General features: G+C 60.5%; 22 protein-coding genes, 2 pseudogenes and 1 riboswitch. Of the genes and pseudogenes, 13 read left to right on the top strand and 11 right to left on the bottom strand.

The annotated features are described in order from the left end of the window. Window positions 1-29 precede the first annotated feature (29 nt). The 6 genes and pseudogenes from IPN92_18815 to cobO form a co-directional block, all read right to left on the bottom strand. Window positions 30-710 carry a precorrin-8X methylmutase gene (locus tag IPN92_18815; GenBank protein ID MBK8640228.1) on the bottom strand — a complete coding sequence of 227 codons (681 nt, stop codon included), beginning with the start codon at window positions 708-710 and terminating at the stop codon, window positions 30-32. Then, window positions 703-1,671 (bottom strand): sirohydrochlorin chelatase, encoded by a 969-nt coding sequence (locus tag IPN92_18810; protein MBK8640227.1) that lies wholly within the window; start codon window positions 1,669-1,671, stop codon window positions 703-705. The genes IPN92_18815 and IPN92_18810 overlap by 8 nt, the downstream gene beginning before the upstream one ends. Beyond that, entirely contained in the window at window positions 1,668-2,501 is an 834-nt protein-coding gene (cobM, locus tag IPN92_18805) for a precorrin-4 C(11)-methyltransferase (protein MBK8640226.1), read from the bottom strand. Before cobM ends, IPN92_18810 begins: the two co-directional genes overlap by 4 nt. Next, on the bottom strand, window positions 2,501-3,154 hold the full coding sequence (locus IPN92_18800; protein MBK8640225.1) for an energy-coupling factor ABC transporter permease: 654 nt from the start codon (window positions 3,152-3,154) through the stop codon (window positions 2,501-2,503). Before IPN92_18800 ends, cobM begins: the two co-directional genes overlap by 1 nt. A gap of 40 nt (window positions 3,155-3,194) precedes the next feature. Further along, window positions 3,195-4,552, bottom strand: a pseudogene (locus IPN92_18795) (cobyrinate a,c-diamide synthase). Window positions 4,553-4,622: 70 nt separating this feature from the next. Continuing rightward, entirely contained in the window at window positions 4,623-5,237 is a 615-nt protein-coding gene (gene cobO / locus IPN92_18790) for a cob(I)yrinic acid a,c-diamide adenosyltransferase (GenBank protein ID MBK8640224.1), read from the bottom strand. 206 nt (window positions 5,238-5,443) lie between these two features. Beyond that, window positions 5,444-5,674: riboswitch (cobalamin riboswitch) on the bottom strand. A 431-nt stretch (window positions 5,675-6,105) separates the two neighbouring features. Between cobO and IPN92_18785 the strand changes: the two genes are divergently transcribed. The 5 genes and pseudogenes from IPN92_18785 (at window position 6,106) to IPN92_18765 (ending at window position 8,771) form a co-directional block, all read left to right on the top strand. Next, window positions 6,106-6,255 carry a DUF3096 domain-containing protein gene (locus IPN92_18785; GenBank protein ID MBK8640223.1) on the top strand — a complete coding sequence of 50 codons (150 nt, stop codon included), beginning with the start codon at window positions 6,106-6,108 and terminating at the stop codon, window positions 6,253-6,255. Between the two features lie 58 nt (window positions 6,256-6,313). After that, window positions 6,314-6,457: an entericidin A/B family lipoprotein gene (locus IPN92_18780; protein ID MBK8640222.1), complete on the top strand. Its 144-nt coding sequence runs from the start codon at window positions 6,314-6,316 to the stop codon at window positions 6,455-6,457. A gap of 116 nt (window positions 6,458-6,573) precedes the next feature. Next, window positions 6,574-7,434 carry a hypothetical protein gene (locus tag IPN92_18775; GenBank protein ID MBK8640221.1) on the top strand — a complete coding sequence of 287 codons (861 nt, stop codon included), beginning with the start codon at window positions 6,574-6,576 and terminating at the stop codon, window positions 7,432-7,434. Between the two features lie 128 nt (window positions 7,435-7,562). Beyond that, window positions 7,563-7,907, top strand: a complete 345-nt coding sequence (locus tag IPN92_18770; protein MBK8640220.1) for a hypothetical protein — start codon at window positions 7,563-7,565, stop codon at window positions 7,905-7,907. 11 nt (window positions 7,908-7,918) lie between these two features. After that, window positions 7,919-8,771 (top strand): annotated as a pseudogene (locus IPN92_18765) (AI-2E family transporter). Between the two features lie 67 nt (window positions 8,772-8,838). On the opposite strand, the gene IPN92_18760 reads toward IPN92_18765, so the two are convergent. Beyond that, window positions 8,839-10,026, bottom strand: a complete 1,188-nt coding sequence (locus IPN92_18760; protein ID MBK8640219.1) for a hypothetical protein — start codon at window positions 10,024-10,026, stop codon at window positions 8,839-8,841. Between the two features lie 489 nt (window positions 10,027-10,515). Here IPN92_18760 and IPN92_18755 point away from each other — a divergent pair, with 489 nt between their 5' ends. The 7 genes from IPN92_18755 to IPN92_18725 all read left to right on the top strand — a co-directional run bounded on the left by IPN92_18755 (window position 10,516) and on the right by IPN92_18725 (window position 14,768). Then, window positions 10,516-11,247, top strand: coding sequence for a Crp/Fnr family transcriptional regulator (locus IPN92_18755; protein ID MBK8640218.1), 732 nt, complete (start codon window positions 10,516-10,518; stop codon window positions 11,245-11,247). Between the two features lie 478 nt (window positions 11,248-11,725). Beyond that, window positions 11,726-11,953, top strand: a complete 228-nt coding sequence (locus IPN92_18750; protein ID MBK8640217.1) for a CsbD family protein — start codon at window positions 11,726-11,728, stop codon at window positions 11,951-11,953. Window positions 11,954-12,067: 114 nt separating this feature from the next. Further along, window positions 12,068-12,226, top strand: coding sequence for a DUF3309 domain-containing protein (locus IPN92_18745; GenBank protein MBK8640216.1), 159 nt, complete (start codon window positions 12,068-12,070; stop codon window positions 12,224-12,226). A 13-nt stretch (window positions 12,227-12,239) separates the two neighbouring features. After that, the gene (locus IPN92_18740) at window positions 12,240-12,683 is read left to right on the top strand and encodes a BON domain-containing protein (protein MBK8640215.1); all 444 of its coding nucleotides are present in this window, start codon (window positions 12,240-12,242) and stop codon (window positions 12,681-12,683) included. Between the two features lie 58 nt (window positions 12,684-12,741). Next, window positions 12,742-13,839, top strand: a complete 1,098-nt coding sequence (locus IPN92_18735; GenBank protein MBK8640214.1) for a DUF2333 family protein — start codon at window positions 12,742-12,744, stop codon at window positions 13,837-13,839. Between the two features lie 104 nt (window positions 13,840-13,943). Then, complete coding sequence (locus IPN92_18730; protein ID MBK8640213.1) at window positions 13,944-14,174, top strand: hypothetical protein; 231 nt, start codon at window positions 13,944-13,946, stop codon at window positions 14,172-14,174. Between the two features lie 264 nt (window positions 14,175-14,438). Then, window positions 14,439-14,768 carry an RcnB family protein gene (locus IPN92_18725; protein ID MBK8640212.1) on the top strand — a complete coding sequence of 110 codons (330 nt, stop codon included), beginning with the start codon at window positions 14,439-14,441 and terminating at the stop codon, window positions 14,766-14,768. Between the two features lie 97 nt (window positions 14,769-14,865). On the opposite strand, the gene IPN92_18720 is transcribed toward IPN92_18725, so the two are convergent. Together IPN92_18720 and adk are read right to left on the bottom strand one after the other, a co-directional pair. Next, window positions 14,866-15,624: a ZIP family zinc transporter gene (locus IPN92_18720; GenBank protein MBK8640211.1), complete on the bottom strand. Its 759-nt coding sequence runs from the start codon at window positions 15,622-15,624 to the stop codon at window positions 14,866-14,868. Between the two features lie 186 nt (window positions 15,625-15,810). Then, window positions 15,811-16,467: an adenylate kinase gene (adk, locus tag IPN92_18715; protein MBK8640210.1), complete on the bottom strand. Its 657-nt coding sequence runs from the start codon at window positions 16,465-16,467 to the stop codon at window positions 15,811-15,813. 257 nt (window positions 16,468-16,724) lie between these two features. Here adk and IPN92_18710 point away from each other — a divergent pair, with 257 nt between their 5' ends. Then, window positions 16,725-17,402 carry a sulfotransferase family 2 domain-containing protein gene (locus IPN92_18710; protein ID MBK8640209.1) on the top strand — a complete coding sequence of 226 codons (678 nt, stop codon included), beginning with the start codon at window positions 16,725-16,727 and terminating at the stop codon, window positions 17,400-17,402. Here IPN92_18710 and IPN92_18705 read toward each other — a convergent pair whose 3' ends face one another. Then, window positions 17,403-18,338 (bottom strand): pseudouridine synthase, encoded by a 936-nt coding sequence (locus IPN92_18705; protein ID MBK8640208.1) that lies wholly within the window; start codon window positions 18,336-18,338, stop codon window positions 17,403-17,405. It abuts the gene before it with no gap. Beyond that, on the bottom strand, window positions 18,335-18,979 hold the full coding sequence (gene scpB, locus IPN92_18700; protein ID MBK8640207.1) for an SMC-Scp complex subunit ScpB: 645 nt from the start codon (window positions 18,977-18,979) through the stop codon (window positions 18,335-18,337). Before scpB ends, IPN92_18705 begins: the two co-directional genes overlap by 4 nt. Window position 18,980: the final 1 nt, after the last annotated feature.

The following is an 18,980-nucleotide window of genomic DNA, read 5'->3' as shown; positions in this document are numbered from 1 at the left end:
CCTGACGGGCCCCTGGCCGCCGGTCCGGGTCAGGCCGCATCCTGGGCCTCGGCCAGGGCCAGCAGGGCATGGATGGCGGCGACCACCAGGGTCGAGCCCCCCTTGCGGCCCTGGGTCAGGATCCAGGGGATGTCCTGGAGTTGGGTGAGTTCCTCCTTGGACTCGGCGGCGGAGACAAAGCCCACCGGCATGCCAATGACGAGGGCGGGTCGCACCCCTTCCTCCCGGATCAGGCGCAGTACCTCCAGTAGGGCCGTGGGGGCGTTGCCAATGCCCACCATGCCGCCGTCGATCAGGCCCAGCCGCCGGGCCTTGCGCATGGCCTGGACGGCGCGGGTGCTGTCCTCGGCCCGGGCCTGGCGGATGACGTCCTCGTCGTTGATGAATTGATGGATCTCGCCGCCAAAATGGGCCAGCCGGGGCCGGGAGACGCCGACCCGGATCATCTCGATGTCGGCGACGATGGGCCGGCCCGCCCGCAGCGCGGCCATGCCGGCACTGACCGCCTCGGGATGAAAGCGCGTCAGACCATTGAACTCAAAATCGGCGGAGGCGTGGATCAGACGCCGTACCAGGGGCCACTGGTCGGCGCTGTAGCCATGAGGCCCAACCTCCCGGTCGATGATGGCAAATGAGGCGTGTTCGATGGTGCGGCCCGCCTGGGTCAGTTGTTCGGTGATCCTTGCGCTCATGGGGCTCCCGTCACTCATGTCTTGGGTGGTTCCCGGGCTCGATGCCTGTCACCTCCGGGCGGTGTTGTCCGCCAAGGGGGTGGGCAGGGTGAGCCTGATGCGGGTGGTGATGATGCTCGTGATGATGGCCATGACCGGGGCCAGGCTCATGGTGGTGATGCCCCCCGGTGCCGTCGCGGGCCAGCTCCCGATATTTGCAGCCATCGCAGGGCATGAGGCCGGTCCCCTCCTGGCCCTGGCGGACGCGCTGCTCCAGCAGGTCAAAGATCTCCTCCTCGAAACCGAAATAGGCGCCCTGGGCAAAACGCAGGCGCGGATATTGCCGTCTCAGGTGCTCCATCTGGCGCTTGATGCGCTCCATCAGGCTGCCGGTAAAGAGATAGTAGGGCAGGACGATGATCTGGGTCATGCCCAGCTGGGCCTGGCGCTGGACTACCCGCTCCAGCCGCGGATAGGCGACCCCGGTGAAGGCGATCTCCACCAGGTCGTGGTCGCTGGCCTCGAAGAGCCAGCGCGCCATCTTGGCGACCTCGCCGTTGGCCATGGGGTCCGAGGAGCCCCGGCCGAGGAGTATGACCCCTGTGGTCTGGGGGTCGGGCCGGTCTAGTTCGTCCAGGGCCTGGCCCAGGCGCCGCTTCAGGACTTCCAGGATGGTGTCCTCGGCACCGAGATGGGGCACATAGATAAATTCGGTGTCCGGGAATGCCGCCCTGGCCGCCTGGAGGTGCTCGGGGAGTTCCATCTTCACATGGCCGGCGGCGTTGAGGATCAGGGGCACGACGATGACCCGGTCGGCATCCCGGGCGGCTTGCGTCAGCCCTTCCGCCACCAGCAGGTTGGCGAATTCGATGAAGCACACCTGGATGTTCCAGTCCGGTTGCCGCTCGCGCCAGAGGCGGGCGAACGCCTCAACCTCGCGGTTACCCTCTCCGCCGGGATCACGGGAGCCGTGTCCGACGAGCAAAATGGTTTCCTTCATGGGGTTCCCCTCATGATCTTTGGCTCTCCTGGAGTGGCGATCACGGACGATTGAGCGGCGCTACCGTGGCGAAAACGGTGGCTAAATCCAGCATCGTAGAGCTTGGATTTTTGCAGAGAGGGCCAGTGGCGGGCGCCTAGGGTGGGGCTGACGATGATCATGGCCTGACTCTTGATACCCGCGGCGCGGCACTGGTCGCGAATATCGGCCAGGGTACCGCGGACGATGACCTCTTCGCCGGGCCAACTGGCCTTGTGGACCACCAGCACCGGGGCATCCTCCCGCCAACCCGCTGCCTGGAGTTCGGACTGGATCTCCTTGAGCAGGGTGATGGACAGAAAGATGCAAAGGGTGCAGTGATGCCGCCCCAGTTCCGCCAGGGACTCGCCCTCGGGCATGGGGGTGCGGCCCGCCACGCGGGTGATGATGACGGTCTGGGTCACCTCCGGCAGGGTCAGGCTCTCCACCGCCGCCGCCGCCGAGGCCAGGGCCGACGAGATGCCCGGCACCACCCCAACCTCGATCCCGGCGGCATCGAGGGGCTGGACCATCTCGATCAGGGCCCCGTAGAGGCCGGGATCGCCGGTCTGCAGGCGGACCACGCACTCATACCGCCCGGCCTGGTCGATCAGCCAGGCGGCGATGGCCTCCAGGTCCAGGTCCTTGGAATCGGCGATGGCGCAACCGGGTGGGGCCCAGCGCAGGGCGGTGGCCGAAACCAGGGACCCGGCGTAGAGGATGGCCCCGGCGCGGGCGATCAGATCCCGACCCCGGACCGTGATGAGGTCGGGATCTCCGGGGCCCGCGCCGACGAACCAGACCTTAGCCATCAAGCCAGCCGGAGGGCGCCGACGCTGAAGCAGGTCGCCACCAGGGGCCGGTCCTGATGGCGCTTGAGCAGCCGCAGGGCACCGTAGGTGACCAGGGGCTCTATTGCGACGATAGCCAGGTAGGAGGTTGCGAAGGCGGCCCAGGCGGCCAGGGGCGTCGCCACCTCGGCGGCTAGCAGCCAGAAGCCCACCATGAGGGTGACACCGCTGTAATAGAGGGCGTCGAGCTTGACGATGGTCGCCCAACCGATGCGTTGGCCACTGGCGGCCTCGCGCAGTTTGCGGCCCAGGCCGTAATGCACCACCAGCAGGGGCAGGATCAGGGACAGGGCATTGACCGCCAGGTGCTGCAGGTCCAGGGGGTCAAACAGCAGCCCCTGAAGCAGCAGACCCAGGGCGAAGCCATAGAGGGTGGGGAGGAAGCCCAGGGTCAGATAGATGGCCATGGCGCCGACAAAGTGCAGCTCCGAGGGCCCCACGGGCAGATGAAAGCCCTGCATGAAGACCGAGAAGAAGAGGGCGGCGATCAGGATGCGGATCAGGTCCGCCGGTTGCTTGAGCAGACCCTGGGCGTAGAGGCCCAGCAGGCCCAGGGCCGAGATATTCGCGAGCAGCACCTTGGTGGGTGCGATGAGTCCGGGTTCGATGTGCATGGTGGCTTCTCCGGGTGGGTGGGCGCCTCGGGTGGAGGCTTCAGGTGGACGTGGGTGGCCGGGGCGCGAACAGCCGTGCCGTGGCCCGGGGGTTGGACGGGAAATAGAGGTGCAGATAGGAGGCCAGGAGCGAACCCAGGCGGTAGGCCGGTTCACGCCCGTGGCCCCGCCGCGCCTGGCTCAGGGCGAGGGGCGTCAAGGGCGTCTCCAGTCGGGAGTAATGGAAGCTGTGGCCGCGCAGGGTGCCCTCGGGTAGCGCGATCTCATGCATGCCCAGATTGGCGAGCCTGTCGCCCATCCGTGCTGGCCGGGCATCAAGCCGGCCATGGCGGCGCCCCGGCCCTGGGTGTCGGTCAGGGATTCCAGCAGATAGAGCATGCCGCCGCACTCGGCGAAGATGGGCTTGTCCGCGGCGTGATGGGCGCGGATGGCCGCCTGCATGTCCGCGTTGGCGGCGAGGCGGTCGAGGTGGAGTTCAGGATAGCCGCCGGGCAGGTAGAGGGCATCCGCCACGGGCAGGGCCCGGTCGATGAGGGGCGAGAAAAAGGCGATCTCGGCGCCCAGGGCGGTCAGGAGTTCCAGATTGGCGCGGTAGAGGAAGGCAAAGGCTGCGTCACGAGCCACGGCGATGCGCACCCCCTCCAGCCCGGGAACCGGTGAGTCCGGGTGGGTCCCCGTCGTGCCGGGGTCCGGGTCAGTCTCGCCGGTCCGAGGGTAGCCTTGGGCTGGGAAGAAGTCGATGGCGGGCGGCAAGGCCGGGCTAAGGCCTGACAGGGCCGCCGAGGCCCGGGCGATGCGGTCATCAAGGTCCTGAATCTCGTCCGCCCCCACCAGGCCCAGGTGGCGGGAGGGCAGGGCGATGTCGGCGTCGCGCGGCAGCCAGCCCTGGGCGGTCAGCCCGGTCGGCAGGCTCTCGGCCAGCATCTGGTAATGACGTTCGCCCGCGACGCGATTGGCGAAGACCCCCGCGAAGGGCAGTCCCGGCCGGTAGCTCGCCAGGCCATGGGCCAGGGCGCCAAAGGTCTGGGCCATGTGGCTGGCATCGATGATCGCGAGGATGGGAATGTCCAGGAGTGTCGCCAGATCGGCGCTGGAGCTATCGCCATCGAAGAGACCCATGACGCCCTCGACCAGGATGAGATCGGCCGCGGCCGCCGCCTGGTACAGCAGCTGACGGCAGTGGGCCTCGCCACCCATCCAGAGATCGAGCTGATAAACCGGTGCCCCCGAGGCCCGCTCCAGAATCATGGGGTCCAGAAAGTCGGGACCGGTCTTGAAGACCCGCACCCGTCGGCCCAGATCCCGGTGATGACGGGCCAGGGCGGCCGTGACCGTCGTCTTACCCTGCCCGGAGGCCGGGGCGGCCAGCAGGAGGGCGGGACAGGCGCGCTGGTTCACCGTTGCGGGCCCCGGGGCTGGCGGAGAGCGGCGCGGCGGCCAGACGCAGGGTTGGCCATCACCCCGGTGTTCACAGATCGACCCCCTTCTGGGCCATGACCCCGGCGCGAAAGGCGTGCTTGAGATCGGCCATCTCCGTGAGGGTGTCCGCCAGCGCGCACAGGGCCTCGGGGGCGGCCCGGCCGGTGATGACGACATGTTGGCCGGCGGGCCGGGCCGCCAGGTCAGCCAGGACCACGGCCATATCCAGCCAGCGATATTTGAGGGGATAGGTGAGTTCGTCCAGCACGACCAGGTCTAGGGCGGGATCGCGGAGCATGGCCCGCGCCTGGGCCCAACCCGCTTGTGCCGTCTCGGCATCCCGGGCGCGGTCCTGGGTCTCCCAGGTGAAGCCCTCGCCCAGCACCCGCCAGGTGACCCCCGGCTGGCGGCGGAAAAAGGCCTCCTCCCCCGTGTCCTGGCGGCCCTTGATGAACTGGGCCACCCCGACCTGGAGGCCATGCCCCAGGGCCCGCGCCACCATACCAAAGGCGGAACTGGATTTGCCCTTGCCATTGCCCGTGAGCACCAGCAGCAGGCCCTGCTCCCGGTCGGCCCGGGCGATGGCGGCGTCGATCGCGTCTTTCTTACGCCGCATACGGTCCCGGTGACGCTGGTCCCGGTCAGTGGTATCGCTGGGAATCATGATGACCCCAGCCAGGAAACGACCAGGAATGGGGGGAAGGGCCGCGGGCAGTCCAGGGGACGCCAAGCCAAGGGCGGGGAATGAACGAATTGCACGGCAAATTCCTTTGGCGCACCACCCGTGCACCGATCGGCCAGGTTCCGGCGGACAAGGTTAAAGTGTCAGCGGGAACAACAACTTGTCCCCCTCGCCAACGCCAGTGACCTCATCCGCAATCTGTTTCAGGCCGGTCTCCGGGCTCGCGAGGGGTCCCAAGGACCGGGCTGGATCGCCTTCCCACGTCGAAACGCAGTGGCATCTTGATCCGCCTTGACTCGCCTACCGTTGCGGGGGCAGCGCCGGCATGGTCTCCAACCCCGGAAGGCTAGAGAAGCACCGGCTTCCCGTTTCACCCCTCGGGTGGAAACCCTCGGGACACCTGAAACGGGCGCTATGCTACAGGCTTGGGGCAGGGGACTCAAGAAGAGGTGAATGATTTCAGTGTTCTTCAGCGCCCGGATGGGGCCGTGGGCCTGGGCTAAAGTTAATCATTAGGCTGCAAGAGACGGATTGCGGGGGGCTTAACCGCGCTCGCTAGCCTCCTCACGGACATGCCTGCAATGGCCAGATAGGTCAAAAAGCAGGCTCTGACCACTATTAAATGCCGCTATGTACGCCGGCGCACATAAAATAACCTAAACCAGGTTTATAGTTAAGGCATACCAAAAGGTACGGCGATCAGCGTAAAGGTGAGATATACGGTCTTCGTCGGGGGCGTTACCGTCGCGATTGCAAGGGTGATAGGGCGATCGAGCGATGTGAACCGGAGGCGAGTCGGGTCGGAGTGATAATCACCCAACACCATGTGACAAAACTAAAGAGGCATCCAATGAATTTCAGTTTAAGCCATTTCGCCGTTGAGCCAGTACTTGCCATCCTGATAGGAATATTGATCCTCGTGGCGCCACGATTTCTGAGCTATTTTGTTGCCGTTTATTTGATCGTGATCGGCGTCATGGGGCTCATGTCTGCCCGGTAACTCGGGCTCGCGGCGGCAATACAAACAACAACCTAACCTAATAATGAAGGAAATTGCCATGAAACAATTTATAGCGCTAATCCTGCTGATGTCGATAGTAGGTCTGGTCGGCTGCAATACCATGGAAGGCGCCGGTAAGGATATCTCGGCCGGTGGAGATGCTGTCACCGATACAGCAAAGGACGTCAAACGCGACATGTGAGTACGAACTTGATGGCTAGTTGATTGGGAGGGGGGTTAACCCGCGATCAACTCAAGTCAGGTTAGGATTCTCACCCCTCCCCCTCGCTTCTCACCATCATCACCCAGGAATGCCCCATGAAAAAAACCATCCTCGCCAGCCTGATCCCAGTCATCCTCGTCCTGGGTATCGGCGGCAATGTGGCTAATGTAGCTAATGCCCAACCGGTCTCGATCGCCGAACCACCTGCCGTTTCCGCCAGTGCGCCCAGCGTTCCTTATACCAGTGGCGGGGTTGGTTCTGATGAACGCGACCGGCTGGAAGCAGCCAAGTCGCAGTTCAATCTCAGGCTTATGTTCGCGATCAGCGCGGGTAATTATTTGTCTGGCGTTAGGGTCCGCATCCAGGATAACAGTGGCGTGACGCTGCTCGACGTCCCTTCGAATGGCCCCTGGTTCTATGCTCGGTTACCCTCCGGTAACTATGTCCTAACCCTGGATAATCGTGGCAAAATCAAAACGCGCAATGTCAATATTTCCGCCGAGGGGGCCACGATCGAGAACTTCTATTGGGTAGAACCCGTCGGGTCTTCACCTGCGCAAGAAACCACCACGGAGTGGGCAATCCGTCCCCCAGCGGGCCTAACCCCTGAACCGATGGACCAGCGCCTGTACAGCAGTGACATACCCTACATCAGTGGCGGCAATACCCCCTACGAGTACGATCGCATGGAAGCCGCTAGGCGCCAATACAACTTGCGGCTGCTCTTTTCAACTGATAATGCGGATTATGTACCCAACAGCGTTCGGGTACGCGTCCAGGATATGGCTAGCCAGAGGACCCTGCTCGACACCGATGCCAAGGGACCCATCTTCTATGCCAAGGTACCACAAGGCCGGTATCTTGTGACTCTGGATTACGATGGTCAGCAATACCATCAGGAAATGGGTGTCCCAGAGAATGGCTCAGCCACTGAATCCTTCAATTGGAAGCATTGACCAGCCTGTCTCGCGATAGGCAAACCTAGGCATGTTGCGGGTAGCCGGTTGCCGGATCACCCCGGCAATCGTCCACGGCCTAAAGCTACCCGTGACACCCCCAAATCCCTTGAATCGGAGAATCCATGATGAAACGCTTAACTGTCTCTCTACTCACACTCGCTCTCGCCGCCTTGTCTGGGTGTGGCACAACGACCACGGAGAGGGCCGGTAGCGGCGCCCTATTAGGCGCCGCTACCGGGGCCGCGATCGGCTCCATGAGTGGTAATGTGGGCACGGGAGCATTGGTTGGCGCCGGAGCTGGGGCCGTTGGTGGCTTGGTCATCGACCAGAACGCAAAGGCGAACGATAATAATCGCTATTATAACGATCGCTATTATAACGATCGCTATTATAACGATCGAAATTACAACAACCGTAACTACAACACCCGCTACGACGAAAATCGTAACTTCTACGATTCGAGCTATTGATCTGAATTCCCATGGCCGTGGTCACGCAATCGGACCGTCATGTAACGGACCAAGCCATCGAGATATTCATCCGTATTGCTTTGATCATCATCCTGGCGGCCTTGTGCTTCGATATCGTGCGCCACTTTATCGTGCCGGGCCTCTGGAGCTTGATCATCGCAATCGGTCTTTATCCCCTCTATCAAAGCCTGCTGAAAGCCTTGGGCGACAGGTCGGTATTGGCCGCGACCTTTCAAAATGGCCTTGAGTTGGTTGGTTGGGGCGGCGGCTGGGGCGGGGATCGACATCCTGCAATTCGTTTTCGCCATCGCCATCGCCGGGGTGCTGCTCGCCCATGAGGAAGAGACGCGGCGGGCAACCGTCATCATCGCCCATCGACTGGCGGGTGATCGTGGGCTTGAATTCACCGATCTCGCCATGGCTACGGTCCGCAGCGTTACCCGCGGCATCCTTGGCATAGCCTTGATCCAGTCGCTCCTGGCCGGCCTGGGATGGCTAGCGGCTGGGGTGCCCGCAGCCGGACTCTGGACCTTGCTGGCGCTCTTGGTGAGCACCGCACAGGTCAGCATCTTTCTGGTGTCGGTCCCGATCCTCATCTATGTCTTCTACAATGGGGAGATGACCACCTTTGTGCTTCTTCTCGTCTGGAGCCTCGCCGTCGGTACCATCGACAACATCCTTAGGCCGATCTTGCTGGGTCGCGGCATGGATGTCCCCATGGCCGTGATCTTCGTCGGCACTATCGGCGGATTCTTGAGTTCCGGTATTGTTGGGCTCTTCATTGGCGCAGTGGTGCTGGTACTGGGCTATAAACTTCTGGTCGCCTGGCTTGGGGATGAGCCGACAACGATCAATCTGCTTTGAAGCGGAGTTACCGGTAGGTGGTGAAGTAATTCCGTTTACAAACTAAATCCCCTTTACAATCAACTCGCTATTTGTATTTCAAAAGCAAATTGTAAACCCTTGCCCCGACCCCCTGTAGTCGCAGGTCAAAATGTTGCATATCCCCAGGCTCGCCTGAGATATCAATGGCGCCCCATGCGAAACCCCTTGCGGTCATGGCCTCTACGAATTCTTTTCCAAGATTCAAAAATCCCGTTGCCGGATCACCCTTTCCACCCATACTGTCAGGAGCAAAGGGGCGATCTTGTCCCGCGGCTGTCCGCCATGCTATTCCCCTGTTGGATTTTCCGCCAAGTATTCTGTAGTCATTTTCCATTTGGACCTTTATTGTTGCAAATTCGGGGAGAGGTTTATCGGGATTATTGATTACCCACTCCGTATCGATAAATTTCTGGAGGGCCGCGTCATTTTTCATTAATAAAAAATATCTTTTCATCGCATCGCTTTCCTGCTGAAGAATATCATGAACATCTCCGATTGATCCATCCCCAAATGCCGATCTTCCGCTTTTAAGTTTTCTTAAATCCGATTCATTCTTGCCAAGCATGAACCTGGCAATGTTGTCCAACGCGCCAATGAGTTCCAGGTCTAGATCTTTCTCGGCTTTTTCGTTCAAGATGTAGGGATTTATTCCGACATCAAAATCAATAGCCAGTCCCCATCCATGCATTCCGGATTTTTTCCTTAGCGTACTATTCACAATAGGTGCTCTGTATCCAGCCCCCTCATTATTAATCAAATCTTCCTCGACTCTATATAGAATTTGGATCATCGCGTAGTTTATTTTATGAAGGGTCTGACCAAAAATAAACGAATCATTTAACTGCAGTTCGATGAATTCATCATAGCTTGCACAGTTAAAAACCTCGCTCGCGATTCTGTCCCATTTGTCCGTGATGAATGAATAACTAATTTGTTGGCCAATATTGGAGCTTCTGATTTTTAAGACTTTTTCAAGATCCCGCGTAAAATCGACGCGGATTGACACGGGGCAAGACAGGACCTTTGAACGGATAATCGTATCAAAAAATGATGCTTTCCTGATTGCCAATGTCGAAACCAAAGCCTCCTTCGACTCCGGAACGAAATCTTGGTCCCTCGAGTTCGCCTCCAGCCCACCAATAGCCATGCCAGCAGCTATCAGCCTAACGAATGTTCTTGCTCTTATGTCCTTGCAAATTATGAAATGTCGAATCTTGGTTCCGATCTTTTTCATATATCTATCATTATTCATAAAAATGGGTAAATTATGATGGTAGTGCCCACCTCGGCCACGCCCCAAGGCGCCTTCAGGCCCAGCGCGACGGTGAACAACGCGGTCGGATTCATGGTGATACCCCCAGCCCATCTGCCTGTGGACTTGTGGACTCGGCTAACGGACCGGCCCGAGCCCTGCGGGACGTGTGGACAACCCATGGACCGCGCCGCCCACCGCCCGAGCGGTCGGCGAGCCCAGAGCCGGCGCGGCCCACCGGTTGCCCACCCTCGCGGGCCTCTCGCCCACCAGGCCCACCGGCACAACAACAGGCTGGATAAAGTGTGTTCTCAGATGCCCCTCAGGTGGGGTCGCCGGTGCCGGGGAAAACCCGGCTACCCACACCAAACGTAACAGAGGCCAGATTCTCTCCGTGCGCTATCCTACATACGCGGCTGGACAGCTATACTTCACCTTGGGCCTTTACTTGATCTTAATCTGGTTGCCGAGATGTTAGACACGCCCCCTCATTCGCCTGATCAAAATCACCTTCTGGCGGCCTTACCTGAGGTGGTTCAAGAGCGTGTCTACCCCTTCCTCGAACTGGCACCGATGCCCCTTGGTCGGGTCCTTTACGAATCTGGAGTTGCCACACGCCACGTCTATTTTCCGACCGACGCCATCATCTCCTTACTTTATGTAATGGAAAATGGCGCCTCCGCCGAGATCGCCGTGGTCGGGAACGAGGGCTTGGTTGGCCTTGCCCTCTTCATGGGCGGCGAAAGCACGACCAGTCGCACTATTGTGCAGAGCGCCGGTTTCGCCTACCGACTCCCCGGGAAACGCTTCAAGGACGAGGTGAACCGCCACGGTGAATTGCTCATGCTCATGTTGCGCTACACCCAATCCTTGATCACCCAAATGGCCCAAACCGCGGTCTGCAACCGCCATCATTCGATCGATCAGCAGTTGTGCCGGTGGCTCTTGTTATCCCTGGATCGTCTGTCGGGCGATCATCTCATCATGACGCAGGAGCTAATCGCCAACATGCTGGGCGTGCGACGCGAAGGGGTCACGGAGGCCGCTGGCCACTTGCAACGCCAGGGCGTGATTGAATACAACCGGGGTCATATCAGGGTACTAAATCGACCCAAACTCGAAGAACTAACCTGTGAATGTTACAAGGTCGTCAAGCGCGAATCGGATCGGCTCCTGCCCCAGTTCTTATCCAAGAATTCCTGATTAAACCAGATAAGGGTTCTGGCGCGATTTTGCCTTTCCCCCTGGGTTCCCGCTTCCAGCAATCCAATCCTTAGGATGCTTAACACCGGTCCTTTCGTTTAACTGCTTGACACCTCCTCTCCGGGCGGTGCCGGGGCATTGCCGCGCCCCCATTAATACTAGGGGTTACTGAGCACGAATGATGGCCGCCATTCCGGCTAAGCGCTGCCTTTGAGCCCGCAGGCAGAAATTAATCCCGCGCTATGTACGCCAGAGCACGGAGTGACTCCAAAATACCCTCTATAGTTCAATTATGCCAAAGGAAAAGGCAAGCGGTGAGATCGGTGCGATATCGCCATGAGTCAGGTGGACGAGTGGGCAAAGCGAAAGACCTTTCACGCCCAGGAGCATGATCCCTATCGGCCCGCGTGGTCGACCAGAAGGACCTCCCAATCGCGGGATCATGCGGCAACCAACACGATAAGATAGGGTGAAAAAAATGAACTGGAATCAAGCGAAGGGAAACTGGAAGCAATTCATGGGGAAAGCCAAGGCGAAATGGGGTGACCTGACGGACGACGAGCTTACCCAAATCGCTGGCGAACGCGATGCGCTTGTCGGCCTAATTCAGACCAAGTATGGGATTCTGCAGGAGGCGGCCGAAAAGCAGGTCAAGGAATGGGAGAAGGGCCACGAGGTCAAGGACTGGGAGTCCAGCCATTCTTGAGATGAATCATCAGGGGCCGGGTATGTCATCATGTCATGGTGAGGCCCAGCTCCAGGCCTCGTCGTCCCGGCGGAAGGCCGGGACCCGAGGTTAGACTGAAACCGGAGAAAGATCATGTCACTAGGTACTCTACTTCTCGTCATTTTGATCCTAATACTCTTAGGGATACTACCCGCCTGGCCTCATAGCAGATCTTGGGGCTATGGACCCAGCGGTGCCATAGGGGCGGTCGTCATCATCTTACTGGTCCTGGTTCTCCTGGGCCGGATTTAAGCGGAGATTGAGAATGATCATTGTCACTAAAGTAGGTCTTGTCACGGCATCACTGGCGCTTGTTTTGATTGCGGTGGGTTGTGATAAGAATGACAGCGCAGAGCAAGCGGGGAAAAAGATCGATCAAGCCGCGGCCCGATCGGGAGAGGCCATCGAGAAAGCGGGCGATAAGGCATCGACTAAGCTTGATACGGCCAAGGAGGCGATTGGCGATAAGGCCGAAGCCGCGGGTGTCTATATGAGTGATGCGGCGATCACGACTCAAATCAAGGCCGGATTGCTGGCCGACTCGACACTCAAGAGCTTACAGATTCATGTCACCACGACTAATGGCGTAGTGGCGCTAAGTGGTGTCGTTGATTCCCAGCAGAGCATTGACCGCAGCCTGGAGATCGCCCGCGGCATAAAGGGAGTTGCCTCCGTGGAAAACAGGCTCGTCGTTAAGCCCGCCCAGTAGGGCTAAGCCTCGGCGCTGTTGGCGTGACTCCACCACAAATTTGATCGAGGAAACCGCAATGTACGATGGACTCGCATCGAGAGCGCCTCGGCTGATTACGACGGGGGCAAAGGTTGCCAAGGCATATCACCCCAGGACTTGGAAGGAGAAAGGCCCCTGGTGGACGGCGGGCCTCTTCCTGGTGAGGACGGCGGGCCTCTTCCTGGTGACCTACCTCGTTATCGTAGTGGTCCTGGGTATGGTCTGGTCTACTTCACCCGGACCCTTTGACGTCAAGGAAAAGGCGCTGGGCATGGTTAATAATGACCCGGCCAAGCTGGTAGCGGGTGTCGTGACCGTGGCAACCGCTATCGGTATTGCCGAGACCCTGCTCAATAAGTCAGGCGGATACCTGACCAATGATATTACTCCGCCTGGCGTTTATCTGGATAACATCCCGAACTGGGAGTTCGGGGCCCTGACGGAACTGAGGGGCTTCACGAGCGCCTTGCGTAATGATTTTGCCCGGGCCCAGTCGCAATCCGTGGAGGATGCCGACCTCCAATTGGCCGAACCCAGATTCAATTATGAATCCAACTCCTGGGTCTTCCCCTCGACGGAATCGGAATATCGGGGCGGAGTCACTCTTCTAAAGGCTTTTATGGGCCGACTTTACGATGAGAAACAGGATGACGGTCAATTCGTTGCCCGCGCGGATAATCTGGGTGCCTATTTACAAGTGGTTGAGAAGCGTCTGGGTAGTCTGGCCCAGCGTCTGTCCTACGCCGTCGGCCAGGCCCATCTCGATACGGACCTGGGGGGGGACCCGAATGCGCGTCAATCAAAACCCGCACCCGCCGAGTCCCTGACCAAGACCCCATGGCTACAGATCGATGACGTCTTCTTCGAGGCCCGCGGTTATACCTGGGCACTCCTCCAGAGCCTGGAAGCGCTTGAGATCGATTTCGCCCCCGTCCTGAAGGACAAAAACGCTATCGTGTCCGTCAAGCAGATCATTCGCGAACTGGAAAATACTCAGAACATTATCTTGAGCCCGGCGATCATGAACGGCACTGGATTTGGGCCCATAGCAAATCACTCCCTCGTGATGGCGTCCTACATCTCCCGGGCTAATGCGGCGGTTATTGATCTACGCAATCTGCTTGCCAGGGGCTAGCGCCAAACCTTCACCGCCGAGACAAGGGAACGCAGAATTCTTATCGATCGGATGCGTGAAGAGAGGCAATCCCGATTCATGTTTCACTACAAAGGACAGAAATGATGAACACTTTGAAATTGGTCGCCGTGGCACTGATTATCGCGGGAGCCTTGGCTCTGACCTATGGTGGCTTCAGCTATCCCAAGGAGACTCAAGAAGCGAAGATTGGACCACTTGAAATCACGGTCAGTGAACAGGAGACGGTCAATGTCCCGGTTTGGGTTGGCGCGGCAGCGATTGTGGGTGGTGTATTGCTGCTCATTGTGCCCATGGGTATCCGCCGCCAGGGATGAATATTCAATCCATGAAACGGAACCAGCACTTATTAGGAACCTGTTGGCCTCTTTCCTGATTGGGATACTGGTCGCTACTCCAGCTCAAGCCGATAAGCCTAGCCGGGTGGAGAATCACCCGGGAGGAGGCAGTAACCAACAGTCGGAAAGGGCCATGGCCCGGAAGACAACCGCCATCCTGGTAAGGCCAAGAGCCGCAATGATAAACAGGACCAAGGTGTCAACCGCAAGCAACTCCCTGCCCATCTCAACGATGATCGCCACGTGGTACCGCTTCCGCCCAGAAGCCATTTCAGGGATCAGCAAGGTACCATAGCTCGGGATTACTACTACCACGAATTTGACCGGGGGTTCTGTCCGCCGGGACTTGTCAAGAAAAGAAACGGCTGCATGCCCCCTGGTCAGGCCAAAAAATGGCGGATCGGGCGGCCCTTGCCGCGCGGTGTGATCTACTATGACTTGCCGCCGCCGTTGGTCGTCGATCTTGGCCTTCCGCCACCGGGATATCGATATGTTCGCATTGCCAGTGACATCTTATTGATCGCGATCGGTACAGGACTGGTTGTCGACGCGATCACGGATTTCACCCGCTAAGTCACAGTAGTCACTGAAAATGAGTCGGCCTCTGTTACGTTTGGTGGGGGTTGTTTTCATAGTGGTTTCATTTCGGTGATTGCGTGAGCCCTGCCTGCTAGGGCCCCATCATGGAGAGGGCGAAGGCGCAGAGAAATCCGGCCGCGGTGATGAGTCCAGAAAAATTGTGCGCGCCTTCGAACGCTTCGGGAAGCATGGTGTCGGCGATCATGGCGAGGATGGCCCCCGCCGCCAGGGCGGTGGTGGCCGCCCGCGTTTCGTGTGAGAAGCCGTCGAAGAGACTGTAGCCGGCCAGGGCCGCTAGCCCCGAGATGAGCGCAATCGCCCCCCAGATGCCGAAGATGAATGCGGCGGATCGTCCGCTGCGTTTCATTCCCGCAGAGCTGGAGAGGCCTTCGGGGATGTTGGAGATAAAGATGGCCGCGACCGTCACCAGGCTGACTCCGGTTCCGGCCAACATGCTCAGGCCGATCGCAATGGATTCCGGAATGCCATCCAGCAGCGCACCCACGGCAATGGCGGCGCCGCTGCCTGCGGCTTCCTCTTGGGAGACATGCTGGACTTTTGAGCGTTTTCGATGTTTCGCGCCATAGAAACTAAGCCCCCAATTAGCAGCGCTGTAAACCAAGGCGCCGGCGGCAAACCCGATGATGGTTGCGTGGAGCCCGCCCTCCTTGAAGGCCTCTTCCATGAGTTCAAAGCACAGGGCGGATATCAGGACCCCGGCGCCGAACGCCATGATGCCCGCGATCCGGCGGGTCGACAACTCGACCCGATAGCCGATCACCGCCCCGATCAACAGCGCCCCACCGGAGAACAGGCCCCAAAGTCCTGCCTGTAACCAGACTGGTATCATGATTCCGCCTGTGAACGATTTGTGGCTTGCATAACCTCATTGTCCTCTGGATCTTCCGTGGCCTTATCCCCACAGGGTCTCCCCTCAAAAGCCCCTCCTGGCGGTTATGAAAAGGGGGAGGGATAGCAGGGCCTATCCCTCCCGCCAGGCTGGGCCAGTGGCGCCAGCCGGTTACCCAACCGGGTTTTAGCCCTTCAGGCCGTTGAAGATGCGGTCGCGGATTTCTTCCACGCCGCCGATACCCTGCACCTTGACGTACTTGGGCGCGCCCGCGCCGCCATCGGCGGACCACTTGGAATAGTAGGCGATCAGGGGCTCGGTCTGGTCGTGATAAACCTTGAGGCGGGCCATGACGGTGTCTTCCTGGTCATCGTCGCGCTGGATCAGGTCCTCGCCCGTGACGTCGTCCTTGCCTTCCTCGCGGGGCGGGTTGAAGAGGACATGGTAGGTGCGGCCCGAGCCCAGGTGGACGCGCCGGCCGGACATGCGCTTGATGATCTCCTCGTCGGCTACGTCGATCTCGACCACGGCATCCACATAGATGGCGGCGTCGCGCAGGGCGTCGGCCTGGGCGAGGGTGCGCGGGAAGCCGTCGAACAGGAAGCCCTGGCCGCAGTCGTCCTGAGTGATGCGCTCCTTGACCATGCCGATGATGATGTCATCGGAGACCAGGCCGCCCTCGTCCATGATTTTCTTGGCGGCCACGCCAAGTTCGGTGCCGGCCTTGACGTGAGCGCGCAGCATGTCGCCCGTGGAGATCTGGGGAATACCGAACTTCTCCTTGATAAAGCCCGCCTGGGTGCCTTTGCCGGCCCCTGGACCACCCAACAGTATGATACGCATTATATTATTCCTCCTCGAATCGAATGGGCGCGCCTCGTTGTTCGCGTGAGGCACGCAGGGTTTGCTCCGCCCAGGGCGGGGACAGGTAAGTCTGCCACATGGGGCGGCCGGGGGCCATCCTGACGCGACCCCTTGGGTGCGGGTAATACCAAAAACTCAGGGTTGGTGGGTGTACCTGCAGCGCCGGCCACGGATCCGACCGGTGCTCGGGCGATCCTGGTCGCGCTGGCTGGGCCATTTCAGGCTAAAATCCCGCCATGCTCCTATCCGTCAAACACCGTTTTCTCTTCGTCCACATCGCCAAGACCGGTGGGACCAGCGTGCGTGCCGCCTTACAGGCGGGGCGTTGGCGGGACCCCTGGTACTGGCCGATGTTTCTCTGTAGTCGTATGAGCCATCTGAGCGGCCATCGCATCGCCACCAAGCTGCCGCGCCATGCCAAGGTGGTGGCGGCTAAGGAGTTACTGCCCCGGGAGTTCTTCGACCAGCTTTTCAAGTTCGCCTTCGTCCGCAATCCCTGGGATTTGCAGGTCAGTTCCTTTCATCACATCCGCCGGGAGCGGCCCCATTATCTGGGCGGACATGAGGATTTCGAGGGGTTTCTGCGCTGGAAACTGGATCCGGAACGGCCCTATCAGTACCACATCGATACCTCCATCGAGCGTCAGTCCGATTATCTGATCGATCTGAGTGGCCAGGTGGTGGTGGATTTCATTGGCCGCTATGAGCGGTTGGAAGGGGATTTCGCCGAGGCCTGCCGGCGCATCGGCATCCCGGCACCCGGCCTGCCCCATCAGCGCCAGGCCCGGGATCGGCAGAAGGACTATCGCAGCTACTACAGCGAGGCAACGGCGGAGCTGGTCGCCCGCCATTTTGCCCGGGATATCGAAATCCTGGGCTATCGTTTTGATCCGGAAATTGAAGGTGAGAACTGATCAGCCTCGCCGCTGATTCCTCCCTCCAGCCATTCCCGGTCGCGCGCCTTTCCAGGGTCCCCTGGGTCCGGGCTTGGGGCGGGGGGGGCTGGGCTTTTTCATGCCGACCATGGCCAGTAGGCCATCCAGTTCCTCGGGGGTGAGGTCGCGCCAGTGGTGACTGAAGACCCGGGGCCCCAGGATGACATTGCCGAAGCGGACCCGCATCAGACGGCTGACCTTGAGCCCCACGGCCTCCCAGAGACGGCGGACCTCGCGATTGCGGCCCTCGCGCAGCAGGACGTGATACCAGCGGTTAGCGCCCTGGCTGATGCTGGATTCGACGATCTCCTCGAAGTGGGCCGGGCCGTCGTCCAGTTCGACACCATGCACCAAGCGGTGCAGGGCCTCCTTGGGCACCTCGCCCAGGACGCGCACTGCATATTCCCGCTCGATCTCCTGGGAGGGGTGCATCAGCTTGTTGGCCAGATCGCCATTATTGGTCAGCAGCAGCAGGCCGGAGGTATTGATGTCCAGGCGGCCCACGGCGATCCAGCGCCCCTGCTCCAGGGGGGGCAGATGGCTAAAGATAGTGGGTCGCCCCTCGGGGTCGTGGCGGGTGACCACCTCGCCCTCGGGCTTGTTGTAGGCGATGACGCGCAGGGGCTCGATGCTGGGGGGGGCGAGCCGCAACTCCCGGCGATCCAGGCGGATGCGATCACAGGGGACCATGCGATCCCCCAGCTTGGCAAGCTCGCCATTGAGCTCGATCCGTCCCGCCTCGATCCAGCCCTCGATCTCCCGCCGCGAGCCGAGTCCGGCGTCCGCCAGGACCTTCTGGATGCGGACCGGCACGGCCGCGCCAGGTTTGGCAGCGGGGGAGGCCGGTGGGGCGGCGGTCCGGGTGGCCTTCCGGCTGGCCGATGGCTTGGGGGTGGGGCGTTTGTCTTTGATCATGTCAGTGAGGCCGGGGGTGATGGCTTAGGCGTGAGCGGGTCAGGGTGCGCAAGGTCGAGCGTCGGCGGGGCAGCCGGTACCTCCAGGGGCAGGTCATCACCCAGGAACTCGGGTTCGCGCAACTCGGCCAGGGTGGGGAGTTCGTTGAGGGACTTGAGGCCAAAGTAATCCAGGAACTTGCGGGTGGTGGCGTAGAGGGAGGGCCGGCCGGGGACGTCGCGGTGGCCGACGACCCGCACCCACTCCCGCTCCAGCAGGGTCTTGACGATGTTGGTGCTGACGGCGACGCCGCGGATATCCTCGATTTCGCCCCGGGTGATGGGCTGTCGGTAGGCAATGAGCGCCAGGGTCTCCAGCAGGGCGCGCGAATAACGTGGGGGCTTTTCGTCCCAGAGCCGCGCAATCCAGGGGGCGCACGCCTTGCACACCTGGATGCGATAGCCGCCGGCGACCAGGGCCAGTTCAATGCCGCGGTCGCGGTAGTCCTCCTCCAGGGTGGCGAGGGCGAGTTGCAGCGTCTCGCGGGTCGGGGCTGCCTCATCCGTTCTGAAGAGCCCCAGCAGGCTGTCCAGGGTCAGGGGGCCACCCGCGGCGAGGAGGGCGCCCTCGATAATGTTCTTGAGGGGTGGCTGGTCGTTCATG

The sequence above is a fragment of the Chromatiaceae bacterium genome (assembly GCA_016714645.1).
Lineage (GTDB): Bacteria > Pseudomonadota > Gammaproteobacteria > Chromatiales > Chromatiaceae > M0108.
Note: the sequence above shows the minus strand (reverse complement) of the source record. Positions and strands in the feature narration are given on the sequence as shown.